Source organism: Paenibacillus sp. FSL M7-0802, from assembly GCF_038004945.1.
Lineage (GTDB): Bacteria > Bacillota > Bacilli > Paenibacillales > Paenibacillaceae > Paenibacillus > Paenibacillus polymyxa_B.
This window is the reverse complement of record NZ_JBBOSD010000001.1, coordinates 4,078,780-4,092,329: the sequence shown is the minus strand read 5'-3', so window position 1 is coordinate 4,092,329 and position 13,550 is coordinate 4,078,780. Positions and strand designations below refer to the sequence as shown.

15 protein-coding genes are annotated in these 13,550 nt (G+C 50.8%); 1 reads left to right on the top strand and 14 read right to left on the bottom strand.

Annotated elements, in window-relative coordinates:
• Positions 1–154: 154 nt before the first annotated feature.
• On the top strand, positions 155–532 hold the full coding sequence (locus MHB54_RS18845) for a hypothetical protein (RefSeq protein WP_075154697.1): 378 nt from the start codon (positions 155–157) through the stop codon (positions 530–532).
• On the opposite strand, the gene MHB54_RS18840 is transcribed toward MHB54_RS18845, so the two are convergent.
• The 14 genes from MHB54_RS18840 to MHB54_RS18775 form a co-directional block, all read right to left on the bottom strand.
• Complete coding sequence (locus MHB54_RS18840) at positions 525–1,727, bottom strand: glycosyltransferase (protein ID WP_075154698.1); 1,203 nt, start codon at positions 1,725–1,727, stop codon at positions 525–527. The genes MHB54_RS18845 and MHB54_RS18840 overlap by 8 nt on opposite strands.
• 28 nt (positions 1,728–1,755) lie before the next feature.
• Positions 1,756–2,472 carry a glycosyltransferase gene (locus MHB54_RS18835; protein ID WP_028541477.1) on the bottom strand — a complete coding sequence of 239 codons (717 nt, stop codon included), beginning with the start codon at positions 2,470–2,472 and terminating at the stop codon, positions 1,756–1,758.
• Positions 2,469–3,467 carry an NAD-dependent epimerase/dehydratase family protein gene (locus MHB54_RS18830; protein WP_023990104.1) on the bottom strand — a complete coding sequence of 333 codons (999 nt, stop codon included), beginning with the start codon at positions 3,465–3,467 and terminating at the stop codon, positions 2,469–2,471. The genes MHB54_RS18835 and MHB54_RS18830 overlap by 4 nt, the downstream gene beginning before the upstream one ends.
• Entirely contained in the window at positions 3,428–4,282 is an 855-nt protein-coding gene (locus MHB54_RS18825; protein ID WP_076264912.1) for a dTDP-4-dehydrorhamnose reductase family protein, read from the bottom strand. Before MHB54_RS18825 ends, MHB54_RS18830 begins: the two co-directional genes overlap by 40 nt.
• On the bottom strand, positions 4,279–5,265 hold the full coding sequence (locus MHB54_RS18820; protein ID WP_025722608.1) for a polysaccharide biosynthesis protein: 987 nt from the start codon (positions 5,263–5,265) through the stop codon (positions 4,279–4,281). The genes MHB54_RS18825 and MHB54_RS18820 overlap by 4 nt, the downstream gene beginning before the upstream one ends.
• On the bottom strand, positions 5,258–6,349 hold the full coding sequence (wecB, locus tag MHB54_RS18815; protein WP_028541474.1) for a non-hydrolyzing UDP-N-acetylglucosamine 2-epimerase: 1,092 nt from the start codon (positions 6,347–6,349) through the stop codon (positions 5,258–5,260). Before wecB ends, MHB54_RS18820 begins: the two co-directional genes overlap by 8 nt.
• Before the next feature lie 121 nt (positions 6,350–6,470).
• The gene (locus tag MHB54_RS18810) at positions 6,471–8,132 is read right to left on the bottom strand and encodes a glycosyltransferase (protein ID WP_075154701.1); all 1,662 of its coding nucleotides are present in this window, start codon (positions 8,130–8,132) and stop codon (positions 6,471–6,473) included.
• A gap of 60 nt (positions 8,133–8,192) precedes the next feature.
• On the bottom strand, positions 8,193–9,326 hold the full coding sequence (locus MHB54_RS18805) for a CgeB family protein (protein ID WP_023990108.1): 1,134 nt from the start codon (positions 9,324–9,326) through the stop codon (positions 8,193–8,195).
• 33 nt (positions 9,327–9,359) lie between these two features.
• Positions 9,360–10,451: a CgeB family protein gene (locus MHB54_RS18800; protein ID WP_264454609.1), complete on the bottom strand. Its 1,092-nt coding sequence runs from the start codon at positions 10,449–10,451 to the stop codon at positions 9,360–9,362.
• A 180-nt stretch (positions 10,452–10,631) separates the two neighbouring features.
• Positions 10,632–10,991: a hypothetical protein gene (locus MHB54_RS18795; protein WP_028541471.1), complete on the bottom strand. Its 360-nt coding sequence runs from the start codon at positions 10,989–10,991 to the stop codon at positions 10,632–10,634.
• Positions 10,939–11,289, bottom strand: coding sequence for a hypothetical protein (locus MHB54_RS18790; RefSeq protein ID WP_013311763.1), 351 nt, complete (start codon positions 11,287–11,289; stop codon positions 10,939–10,941). The genes MHB54_RS18795 and MHB54_RS18790 overlap by 53 nt, the downstream gene beginning before the upstream one ends.
• Complete coding sequence (locus tag MHB54_RS18785) at positions 11,289–11,621, bottom strand: restriction endonuclease subunit S (RefSeq protein ID WP_069080653.1); 333 nt, start codon at positions 11,619–11,621, stop codon at positions 11,289–11,291. Before MHB54_RS18785 ends, MHB54_RS18790 begins: the two co-directional genes overlap by 1 nt.
• Positions 11,622–11,650: 29 nt before the next feature.
• Positions 11,651–11,938 carry a hypothetical protein gene (locus MHB54_RS18780; protein WP_013311765.1) on the bottom strand — a complete coding sequence of 96 codons (288 nt, stop codon included), beginning with the start codon at positions 11,936–11,938 and terminating at the stop codon, positions 11,651–11,653.
• 119 nt (positions 11,939–12,057) lie between these two features.
• On the bottom strand, positions 12,058–13,518 hold the full coding sequence (locus MHB54_RS18775; protein ID WP_264454608.1) for a glycosyltransferase family 2 protein: 1,461 nt from the start codon (positions 13,516–13,518) through the stop codon (positions 12,058–12,060).
• Positions 13,519–13,550: the final 32 nt, after the last annotated feature.

The window sequence follows — 13,550 nt, the reverse complement described above, 5'->3', positions numbered from 1 at the left end:
ATAAATGGACATGCCTGAAGTGTTTCTATCAAAATGTACTTTTTTCAGCTCAGTCTACAGACAACCATACAAGCTTTCTTTTCAATAGATTCATAGTATAGAAGCATCCCTTCAGGGGTTTTCCAATATTCTGTTTTTTGAGAGGATGATTCGATTGGCTTTTACAACCGGATATATGACCAACACTAGAGATTTTGGTACTGCCTGCTCCAATGTTGTTGTGAATTTGGTTAATGAGGACACAGTAAATGCGGCAACTGTGACCATCCAAATTTTTTTCTCGCTTGTACCGGATACCAAGATCCCCTTGTACGTGACATCGATTAACGTACCTGCAAACTCCATTGCCCGACGTACCTTCTTTGTGCAAGGGGTACTTGCCTATGAGGTACAATACAACGTAGTCTCCGCTGCACCTGCCAATGTTGTGCTTTCCAACTTTGGACTGGATCAGTTTGGTAATGTTGTACAGGAGCATCGTGTTCTTCAGTCGGAGCTGACCACAATCCCGGCGCTGTCTCCTGTTATTTAAAGTTGCCCTGCTCCAGTGCTTGATGCAATCTGTGGGTGTAATACACGTAATTCCATTCCGGCGGTACGGACTGAACCCCTCGGCCGCTGCCGATGGTTGAGTGGTCATCTGTATAGTAGGAAAAGGCATGTGTACCCTGTAATGGGCGCAACAAATCCGTCAGATACAGCAAATCCGTCACGGCAATATATGGTTTGACACCGAAGCATACAACAAAGCGGGTTGTTGTTTCACCAATAGCCTGAACCAGTGCTTCCTGGACCGAATAATGCTGACGTGGCGTTACGATTAACCGAGGATCGAGCATCATCGACAGGAAAGCGGCGGCTCCCTGTTCTGGCGTTAAATCCAGCAACCGTACCACACAATTGCTGTAGTGCTGCTCCAGCAGATTATCCAGCAATGATTCAGCTTGAGCCATATCCGTGACAGGCATTAAAATCGTCATTTCAAGTGGGATGCCCCGACGTGCTCTCGCCTCATGCTTGGCGATTTGGAATGCGTGCCGCCAGCGTCGGTGCTCCTTCTGGCTGTGCAGGCCGGCCGATACACTAAATGTGGAATTCACCCGGTAATCCATCAGGATCTCCGGGATGAATTTCATGCTGCACGTCTCGGTCAGCCGCAGCCAGTAATCATAATCCTCAACTGGTTGCAGCCGATAGCTGCCGATTTGACGGGCATATTTGCTTTTGTACATAAATGAAACCCCGACAATGCTGGCATTCAGCAATTCATGATGCGGCTGGCCTTGGTACCGGATCAAAGCTTGCTGATGCTGCTCGTCATACAACGGGTTCCCACATGCGTCAACCTGGCGGAAAGTAGAGAACACAAGGCCGAGTGAGTCCGGTCCCTGCTCCAGCTCCTGCCGCAATCGTTCAATAAAGGAAAAATTATAAACATTGTCGCTGGATACCCAGGTCACATACTTGATCGCAGGATCTTTAAACAACTCATCGAATCCTCGATTAAGGGCGTGGGATACTCCTTTGTTCTGAGGGAGTGTAACCAACTGAACGCGCGGGTCTCCCATTGCTGCGTGGAGCGCTGGTCCCACCATTTCCGGCGCTCCGTCAATAACAATGATGAAGCGAAATGCCCTGTAGCTCTGGGCTAGTACGGATGAGATCGCAGCTTGCAGATAGCCGATATCCTGTTTGTACAGTGGCATAACAATCCCCGTATCTACCATATCAATCCCCCCTGACAGACTTTCGGCTTCATGAGGATAAACCGCTCAATACCTGACTGAAGCGATCTCGATAACGCGCTTGGGTTATGTTGTACTCCCGCTCCACAGCGGGCCAATGTTTTTTGGTTCCCATTTCATCATGCCAGCGGTAGTTAACCAAGGACTCGTTCAGAAAAGGAAATGGATATCCCGCTATCATTACTCGGTACCACATATCCAGATCATGTGTGTACGGTAGCAGTTCATCAAACAAACCGATATGTGCAAACAGCTCCTTTTTAAACATAACCGTGCATCCATTAACCGGATTTCCTTGCTGAAAAAAACGGTAAAACTCCGTCATAGACGGAAACACGGCGGCTGCCTGGTAGCTTGTGACTTGGCTGTATTGATTGATGAAATTGAAATTGGTGTGGGAGATGTACGCACCGTTTTCCACCATAAAAGAAACCTGATTATTAATTTTGTCCCTATGATAGGTATCGTCGGAGCTGAGCCACGCAATATATTCCCCGCTGGCATGTCGGATACCATGATTCAGGGCGCTGGCTGTTCCACCGTTGGATTTGCCCAAATAATGTATATACGGAAGATAGGCCTGAAGCATATCAACATGTTCCGTGGACCCGTCATCGACGACAATAATCTCGAGGGGCCCATAAGTTTGCTCTAGTGCACTTTGCAAAGCCTGATCCACATAGGCACAGTTATAAAAGGGAATGACGATTGTTACTTTTGGTCTCATATCGTTCCTTCCTTTCCAGCTCGGCGGTATTGAATCATATCCTCCAGAGATTGCCCCAGCTGTATGGTCGGCTTCCAGCCCATATCCTCCAGCTCTTTCGCACGATATGCCTCGGTGGATGCTGACTCTTCCACATCCCCCCATTGTATGGGAATAGATGTTTTGGCCAGCGCAACCATACGTTCCACGATATTGCCCAGTTCCACAATGCGGCCTGTGCAGACCGAGTAAACTTGGCCTGGCACCCCCTGTTCCAATAGCACACCGTATGCGCGAACGGCATCACGAACGTCGAGGAAATCACGTTGCGCATGTCGGGAAGATACCCGGAACGGGGCAGTTTCAGTTACGGACTGCCCCTCCAGACGTTCCGTCTGAACGATATACCCCGCGAGTAATGCACAAAATCCGGTAGATGGACCCGGACCGATCAAGTTGCAAGGCTCTGCTAGCATGACGGATTGTTCGAACAGCGCGCCCCACGAGAGCGCGACTGCCTCTTGAAGGCTTTTGCTAAGGCTGTATGGATGAGTTGGATGATACGGAGCCTGCAAAGCCGTCTTTAGCCGAGAGCCCGCCACGACAATTCTGGCTTTGGGGAAAGGTCGCAGTACATCGAGCAGATACAGGGTGGACAGTACATTGGATTCCATGTATAGCAAGGGACTCTGCCAAGATTCAGGGACGGAATTTTTACCACCCAGGTGAAGCACATAATCCGGTGCAATCTGTCTAATGACTTCGCCCAGACGTTTCTTGTCGAGCAAGTCACACACATAAGGCGTAATACAGTTACGTGTCTCCGCCTCTGGACTGTTATTTTCATCATCGCGAGCCAATAAGATCAGTTCTGAGACGGAAGCGACAGTGCGAGTCAGCGCCGCTACCTCCCAGCCGAGCTTTGCAAAATGGCGGCAGGCATGCATCCCGGTATAGCCCGCCGCTCCGGTAATGACTATGACAGGCCGACGTTGTTCCGCTGTGCTTCCGTCCATTCCAGCAGCTCCTTCAGCATGATGCTGTAGTGAGGAACATCGTAGAGCAGATCGGCCCGGGTAGAACGAAGCGTCCGGTCCTGCACCGGCTCATCTTTCGGCACGATCCGAATATCCTCCCTATTCCAGATGTCTTTGAACAGCAGCAGCAAACCATGCTTGCTGATCGGTTCAGGGTGAACCAGATGAATGAGTCCGTCCAGCGGCTCATTCATCTGCACCTGTATCGCCTTCGCTAATTCCAGCGTCGTAACCCCGTTCCAAAAGACCCGGCGATACCCGTTAACGTCTCCGCTCTGCTGCAAGAACCAGTGCAGCAGACCAATGCCTCCCGGCCGAATTTCCGGCCCGATAATGGAGGTACGGATAGTCAAATGTCCTGCTGCCTTTACTTCTCCGAGTATTTTCGTCAAAGCATAGGCACTTGTCCCATCGGGTTGATCCGTCTCTTTATATAAACCTGGTACCCGATTTCCCTCGAATACGCAATCCGTGCTGATATGAATCAGTCGGGCACCGATACTGTCCGCTGTTCGCCGGAGAAGATGTGGCAGCAATCCATTGATTTGGTATGCTGCGATCTGATTCTCCCCGGCATGCTGATTCAGTACGCCTACCGCGTTAATAATAACGTCTGGCCGTACACTCCGTACCAGCTGCTCCACCATAAAGCTGTCCTTTACATCCAGCAGCAGACCGCCTTTATTTTCGGGATCACGGGTGGTGTAGAACACGTTATACCCGCTCTGGTTTTGGAAATACTTAACCAGAACATGGCCCGCCATGCCGTTACCACCCAAAATAAGCAGCTTCATTTGATGAACCCCCCGCTTTGGAGAATGCTGCGAATCTCCTCTTTGGACATCAAATTGAACTCCGAGCTAAAGCTGCTGAACGACACCGGAGGGCACTGAGTATAGCGGTCCTTTAATTGAGGAATATTCAGCGTTGGGAGAATAACCAAATATTGCTCGTCATAGACTACCGTCGTCAGGCTTTCAAAGTCACTCATCAGAATTTCATGAATTTTCTCGCCGGGACGCACACCTTTTTCTACAATTTCTACGTTTTCCACACCTGAATCCTCAATGAGCACCTCAGCCAAGTCCACAATACGGCAGGTTGGCATGGTCATAATAAAAATTTCCCCGCCGACACTTTCCACCGAGGCTTTGAACAGGAGACTGATCGCATCACGCAAGGTCAGGAAGAAGCGGGTCATGTTCATATCTGTGATCGAAACCTTACCCTTTTGGCGAATCTGGCTTTGGAACAGATGCACCACGCTTCCGTTTGTGCCCAAAACATTACCGCCGCGCACCGTCACGAAACGTGTATCGCTATTCAGCAGATTGGCGTAAACAATCAGTTTTTCTCCAATCGCCTTCGTCATGCCATAAAAATTAGACGGATTTGCGGCCTTGTCAGTCGATATATAAATGACTTTCTTTACCTGATTGGCAACAGCGGCCTCGATCACGTTTTGGGTGCCTACGACATTGGTTTTGAGTGCCTCATAGGGCTGATCCTCACAGACGGGAACGTGCTTGAGCGCTGCTAAATGAAATACATAGTCCACTCCTTGACAAGCGGTAGTCAGCGCATCCTTATCCCGAATATCTCCAATACAGAAGCTGAGTCGTTCATCCTCAAACTGCCTGTTCATGGCAACCTGACTGGATTCTCCACGTGAAAAGATAATGACCTCTTTGGGGTTACGCGGCAGTAACTGGGCAACCAGCTCATGCCCCCAGGAGCCGGTACCGCCGGTAACCAAGATACGTTGGTTTTCAAACATGCCGTTTCCCTCCAAGCAGAAATTTAACTACCTTATCCGACACATCTTCCGCCAGATAGCCCGCAGGACATTGCCACTTATGGGTCATCCCGGTCATTATGGCTACCGCGTTTGCTATAACCTCGCCATCAAGACCAGACACGATATTGCTGCCGCAATCTACTGTTTCCGGCCGTTCGGTCGTCCGGCGCATCGTAACCGTCGGTACCCCCATGACACAGCATTCTTCCTGTACGGTACCACTGTCCGTCAAAGCGCAGCGGGCATGCCGCTCCAGCAGAACGAAGTCAAAAAAACCGAACGGTTCGTGAAATTCCACTAGCGGGTCAAGCTGGATCGGCGGATGGCTTGCGATTCGGGCGGCAGTGCGGGGATGAATACTGCAAATGACCCGCTGCCCGAACTGCTGGGCTACCCGGTTAAGACCATCTAAAATAGCCAGCAAATGCGGTGGATGGTCCACATTTTCAGCTCTGTGAGCAGTGACCAGGAAATATTCTCCCGGCGACAGTCCCAACTTTTTCAAAATTCCACTGTCCGATACCTCTTTCTTATAGTGCTGCATCACTTCGTAGATCGGATTTCCAGTCAGTATAATTCGTTGACTTGGAAAGCCTTCACGTAGTAGGTGCTGCTTGCTTTGCTCCGTATAAGGCATATTAATGCTAGATATTGCATCAATGACACGCCGATTCTTCTCCTCCGGCACATCCAGATCATAACAGCGGTTCCCCGCCTCCATATGCACGACCGGGTAACCCATACGTTCCGCAAGCAAGGCACATAAGGCGCTGTTCGTATCACCGAGCAATAACACATGATCAGGGCGTTCCTTGTTTAAAATATCCTCCATCTGCGAGTACATGACGGACAACTGTTTGCCCAGTGTCCCCGCTTTCTCCTGAAGTACATAATCCGGGGCACGCAGTCCCAGCTCGCGAAAGAACTGCCCGCTCAGGCTTTCGGTGTAATTTTGGCCCGTATGCACAAGCACATGTTCATCTGCATGGCGGTCCAGCTTCGGAATGATCAGGCTGAGCCGTATAATTTCCGGTCTTGTGCCGAGCACGGTCAATATTTTCATGGTTTTGGAACCCACCTTTGCTGTCGTTGTTTCATTGAATTGTGGCGTTCAATGAATGATAGCCATCCAGCAGACTGGCTGTGCTCCAGCTTAACGTTCATCTCAACGGTCCGGCGTAGATTCACCCGGACCGTTGTTTTGTATGCTGTCCAGCCTTGAGTGTGACTCGCTTCTGCTTGTGCGCGTTGTGCCGTCGTGACCGGTGCTTGAATTTCCGCTTGAGCTTCTGTCTGGACTTGGTTTTCGGATAAAGTCCCTTCGACAACGGGGACCCGTGAATTTTCTTGAGGCGACTCTTGCCGCCGCTTCTCTTATACCTGCGATTCCGCAATCTGGTACGCTTGCGGCCCTTTGGCCATCTCGCCCGAACACTACGCTTGCCGCGGAGCAATTCGGGCGGTGACTCAGGTAAAGGGGATGGTGGTTGTGGCAAGCCCTGAATGGCTGCATATTCGATTGGCGGCAGACCCAGCACAGGCAGTTGACACACCACCGATTCGGGAAATTCTCGAATCGTGCTGGTATATCCCTCCGGTATAGCAGTGACCTGACGCAGTCCTTCGCCTTCCCTCGTCCATACTGGTCCACCTGGCTGCTGAATCAACGGGAACCAATGCGGATGATGACATACCCATTGACTGACCATGAGGTGCAGACTGCTTCGGTAGGAATCAGGTCCGTATACACGTGTAGCCGCACTGTTGTTACGCACACCAATCCGTTCCACTTCCTCGGGATGATCGAGCAGATAGCCCACTTTTTGCGCCAGCATGTCGCTGTTGCCCGGCTCTACCAAAAAATCTGTATTTCCGGTCGCCTCCATCAATTCCACAAGTCCACCCTGCGCAAAGGCTACCACGGGCTTACCGTAAACTAGCCCTTCCAGGGCGGTCAGGCCAAAGCCTTCCTCCACCATACTTGGGATCACAACAATATCCATTGCGCTATAGGCCGTTGACACGGATTCCTCGAATGAATTGAACTGGAAGCGGCGGCTATAACGAGATTGGCGGATTAAAGAGACACATTTTACGTAATATTCCGAGTCCACCGAGCTGCCGATGATCCAGAAACGACACCGCGAATTGGTTTCGCACAGCTTTAGAGCCATTTGGACAAAAGGTAACAGCCCTTTGGCTTCGTAGATAAAGGAAGAAATATAACCAATGCAAATATGAAAATCCCGCAGCCCCAGTTTTTCACGTTTCCTTCTCCGTTCCAGCACATGCTCTTTGGGAGACGGCATATCCATATCCCGGCAGGGAGACAACACCGTATGCGGACGTGTCAGTCCCCCACCATGCAAAGGACGCATTACAGCTTGCGAAATGCCGATGACCCATTGGCTATAGCGATCTATGATAGAAACAGAAACGGGCGTATACGCATTCTGGTTAATGACCTCGGTTATTTTCCAGATCACTGGAATATTAAGCTCTTGGGCAGCCATTGCAGGCATGACGTTCACACAGGTATTGACCAGCACCACATCAGGTCGAGCATGCCGAAGCATTTGGAACAACGGTGCATACGCCACATGGGTCCGCAAATTCTCCGCATCTTGCGCCAATCCCTCATATGGGGTATACATGCCATGCAGCATGAACAGGTTCTGTGTCAGAACGGTGATTCCGCGCTTGCGGGCCATTGAGGTCAGCCGCCCTTCACCAGGCGTTACGAGAATACAATCGAAGTACGTACGCATGTCTAGACAAAATTGCAATAACAGTTTCTCTGCCCCCGTAATACTGCGGACGTTGCTAACATGGCTGAATAGCATCATTTTCGGCTTGATCGGAGTTCACCTCCTTTAAAATAGCAACCATCGGACGTGTGAATCACCTTATGGAAATATGACCGATAACAGTTGGTCAATCCGGTGACCATAGGTGTGCTCCCGCAGGGTTCGTTCCAGAGCACGCAGGGCAATCTCATGGCGCTCTTTTTCATGCGTTAAATAAAACTCAACCTTCTCCAGCAGTTCCTGCTGAGAGCTGTAGGTCTCTATCTCTTCCCCCGGCTTGTAAAAACGAGCCAGATCATCTCTTGTATCTGTCAGTTGCAACGTGCCACTGGCAGAAATTTCAAACGTGCGCGGGTTGGGCGAAGCCCCTGGAATTTTCAGTGAGTTGTTGTTCACCGAATCATCCTGATGGGAACGATGAAGATTAATTACGATTTTGCTGCCGTTATACGAATCATTGGTCTCGACCGGAGACATCCAGCGACCCAGCTCAATTTTGTCACCATACGACTGATAATCCGGGAGACGATCCCACCAGATTCCGTTGATTTTAATGTTACGGGCCATGAGCTGAGGCATAATCGGATTGAAGAAATAGATGCGGTTCCAGTAGGCTGAGCCTGTAAACCCAATCTCACGTCGTACCGAAGCGGGCGAGCTGAGTGGGAAATAGTGAGTCAGAAATGCCCCAAAGGGCAAATAGTGCACAGACGTGCAACCCAACTGACGGTACAGCTCCAGGCAGTTCATTTCTAACGTGAACACATAATCATAATTCGTAACGATTTTGGTCGTCGTGTCGGTGTAATACGGATCGTCCGTTAGCCAGATGGCGGTGGGGATGCCCAACTGGCGTACCGCAGTAACCTGCTCCAACGGAAGATCCATTCCATCCAGTGCCAGCATCAGATTCGGACGGAGCTGAGCGGCAATATCTCCTACCGGCTGACGTGGGTCTGTTACGGTAACCTGAGCCGTCATGCTTTGCAACGTGGTAATGACCGCCTCATCCAGCGGAGAATACGGAAGGCCTTTGCCGGAGACGACATACAGTACATGGATTTGTCGAAAAGGGAAAACTGCTTTCATCCGCCCAACAATTGCGTTAGCACGTCCGCGCAGATATCCTTCGTCGTATCCGTCATGCACTCCCGCAATTCTCCCCCTTTCCCAGGAGGCTGCCGCCGTCTGGTGAACAGCCGGGTCATACGGTCCTGTCGTAGATATCGTCATCACTTTCACTCCTCACTGTTTATGGTGTTTACTTTAGGCCATCGCCTTGTCCAGCAGTTCTTCCATGCGATTGGAGTACATATGCTTTTGCATAGTCGTGTGCAATGCGCGCCAGGCCATGCGTTCGCGTTCCCAGTCATGCTTGAGATAGTAGTCCAGCTTCACTTTCAGCTCCTCTGCTCCAGAGAAGGTTTCAATGTCATAGCCTGGTCGGTAATAACGGCTCAAATCCTTCCGAATATCCGTCATTTGAAGCGTGCCGCAAGCAGAAATTTCGTATGTCCGAGGATTGATGGACTCCGCTGAAAGCTGGTGTGTATTCCGATTATCCAGTCCGGGGTCTGTCGGGCGGTGCATATTGATGACAATTTTGGAGCCGTTATAATACTGAGCGGTCTCTTCCGGCTCCATAAAACCTGGACGGATAAAGCGTTCCAGCACATCCCGCCGGGTCAGCCGATCCCAGTGCCCACCTACGATCAGCACTCTTTTGTCCGCCAAGAAGGGAGCAAGGTAGTCGAACAGCTTCACACGGTTCCAGAAGGCATTTCCAATGAAGCAAATATCATGCTGATGTTCCCGCTCTACCCGCCGGGGATAAAAGATACGAGTTGACGCAGCCAGCGGCAAATAGTGAACCCTCGTTACTCCCTGATCGCGATAAAACGGCAGGCAAGAAATTTCGTGCGTAAATACGACATCGTAGGATTGACAGATCAACGCCGTATCCTCCGTAAAGTAAGGATCATCTACAAACCATATGGCCGTCCGAATGCCTAGGGCTCGTATTTGCTGTACCTGCTTCAGATGATCCACCGGAAAAACATGCAGCCCGTTCATGACCAGCACGAGGTCTGGACGTTGAGCCTCGGCGTCAGCTAGCATCGTAGCAGGCGTACCGATGGCGCATGAGCTGCATATTTGGCCTAATGCCTCTTGCACACCTGTGTCTATAGCTGCGAAACCTTGCGGAATATATAACACTTTCAAATGACGAACAGCAGGCTGTATTGCCACGACCTGTGACAGAGCAGCCGTGCAACCGCCCATTCTGCGTCCTTCCCGATAGCCGCATCGGTACGCTTCGCGTTCATTTCCGCTTTGTTGATCGTTCACATCCTTCACCCTGTCCTGTTGTGGGATAAACTTCTGTCACTCCTAAACTATATGCGGAGGGGTCAAACGCATCATGGACGACTGCCACTGCCCGGACAAAATTGGCGTTTGCCCGTCCAACTGCCGAACCGCAAATAACCCCAAAGCTGTTAGCTTCGGGGGAGAACAGTAATAGATGATTTGCACAGTTTACTGAGCTTTGTAAGCGAGCTGGTGTCCATCTTCATAACCTTTGGCAAAGCCTGAATTGAAACCCTCGTTGTAAGCTGCATCATATCCCTGCTGAAATGCCTGCGGATCATGCTCCAATACAACAGTCCCGGGCTGTGGATTGTCCGCAGAAGGGGCTGCCGCCGGGTTAGCTTGAGGTTTTTTCCGCCGCCGCAAAAGAGGATGTCTTCTACGTGCAGAATGAAGTCCTCTTTTACGGCGTCTTAGAGCAAGGAGACGTCTTCTTCTCCGTTTTAATCTCCGCATGCTGGAACGCCGGGCATCTTTACGTCTTTTGCGGGCTTTGTCCCGAGTGGCGCGTTCCCACCTTGTACTCATTTTCATTCCTCCTTTGCTTTCTCGTGGTGGTTTCATTTTTCTGAACAGGCACATGGAGCCACGGCTTAGTCGGTTTCCCATATACCTGTCGTCTTAATGGAATACCCGCCAACATTTGCGTGATTTCTCCCTGGTAGTTGCTGAGTATACGAATGGTTTCTTCCAGACGGGTAGCCGACATATCCGCATGGGGCGTCAAGTCCGCAAGACTGGTCAGCATCCGAGCAACGGCGTGCTGGCTGGCAGCAATAGACTCCATCATATCCAGCTTGATCTCACGTTCACGCCTCATGCTCATTAGTTCATATCCCCCGAGCCCATTCCTCCCATCATCCCTTCCATGCCGCCACCCTGCTGCTCATCCTGATCCAGCAATGCTTTGAGATTGCTGCAAAGTCCAGTCTGAAGCCGCGTTAATCCCTCCAGCATTTCCACCATTTGCTCGTGAATCTCCAAAGGTCGTCCCAGCTGTTCTTCATCGGTTTCAAAGGCGTGGGGCGCCAGATGGTTCAGCGCCCAATTACGCACTTTTTCTGCTTCGACCGCCTTGGCCTCCAGAATCATAGACACATTCCGCTGCATTTTGGAGGCTGCGTCCAGCATGTGAATCATTGCTTTTTCCCTACTCATGTGTTCACTCCCTGCCCTCGGTTGTTACGTTACTCCTCTTCCGGGTATGCCGTTTCCTTCACGACACGAACGAGCATTTCAGCCATTGCTTCCTGAAGATCGGCAATACCGTTCAGATAGGCCACAATGCTTTTGTTTACTTGTCCCGAGCTGTCGAGAATGCCCGGAATTCCATCAAAACGCGGCTCCTCATCTGGCAGTTCATGTATGATCTGCGCCATGCGCACAACCACCTGACGTTCCGCATCCAACAACCTTGACATCTGCTGCTGCGAGTGCGAAATGTGGATCAGCAAATCATCTAACTCGTTATGCATAAGCCCCTCCTTTATGTGCTCCGCCGTGCGGAACGCACGAATTACCTACGGGCTTTCCGCTACTACAGCGTATGCCGCAGCGAGTAGTCGGTTCCGCCTAAAAGCGCCTATTCAGATCATTACAGATGCCCGTGCAGCACTGGTGGAGCAATAATAGGCTGCTTCTCCACCAAAGCCGACAAATCTCCGGGAGACAAAAACTGAATTCGGTAGTCCTCTGCCCGCCAGCTCATCGCAGCGTACAGGGTAAGGAACGGCCTTTTCCAGCCGTTACCGATTTGATACAGTTGCCCGCCCTCAGCATACAATACCTCAATCCATCGCTTGCGTTGAGCCGGTATATTCAGTGTGGGCAGCATGGACATGTTCTCCAGATCGGGAGCCGCCAGTACAGGAATGGGTTCCTCTGGCGGCTCAGCTACAGGTGCATCAATGCTGCCGGAAACTGTGGCCTCCGGCTTCCCTACCAAGGGAAGCACCAACAAATCCAGCTGAGACACTCTAACAGGGCGCACATTTTCACCTCCCGCAGCACTGACTCCATGCAGATACCGCCTTCTTCCCGGCTCTAACCGAAATACTGCTCCAGACGGTCCCTGAACAACCGCTCCGATGGGATAAAAGCTTGCCGCTGATACGTGTGTTTCCTTACCTGTTGATATCTGGCCGTCCGTCTCCGCTGTACTGAATTTCAGGTTGTGGAACAGCTTATCCGCGTCCCCCCACTTTTGTACAAAAAAGGATCGGTTCCGGCTGCTTTCCTCCATTGAACCGCTTTTTTCGGTCGTTTGAGGAAAAGCATACACCGTATCCCGATCTCTTTCCTCATAATGGATAAAAGCATCTCCAGCAATTTCCATACGTATCCCCAACAAACGCACACGCAGTAGCCAATCTGCATGGGCTTCCTGAGTACTGTGGCAGCCTTCGTCCCAGTAGCCCGTTTTTTCCAGTGTCTCTCTGCGCAGCAATAAACAAAATCCGGCTAAGCTTTCGGTCTCTCGCCATGCATCCGGGTTAGGCATATTGTAGGTCATGGCAAATTGACGTGCTCCATTTTCGTTCATATAAGGAACCTCAATCTGCTGTTCTTTGAATGGACCATTCGTTACAGGCCCAACAACACCGATACGCGGATCGCTGTATAAACACGCTAACAACCGATCCAACCAGCCGGGGGTCACCATGGAGTTTTGATCCAGTACCACAATAGTTGTGCCTTTTGCCATCATCAGCCCCTGATTCAGGCTACCTATCATTTGAACATCCTTTTTTAACAGCGCATAACGCACAGCGATGCTTTTACGGAGCAAATAGGTGGATGTCCCGTCCGTCGAGCCGCAGTCCACCACAATAATTTCGTGAGGATGGCTCGTATTCTCCTCAATACGGTGAATGCATGCACGGAGCTGTTGAAGCTGATTGCAGGACGGAATGATAATACTGACGCCTTCAAAAACCTTGCCGAACGAAGCCTGGCCCAACCTGTTGCCTTGCTCCTGGCCCCTTTTAAATCCTGACCAATAGCCTTTCTTTCCGAGCCGCTTGCTGTGTTTCCTTTGCATATTCAGGCGTTTCATGCCGTTCACTCCTCCGGGTGGCATTATGCCTA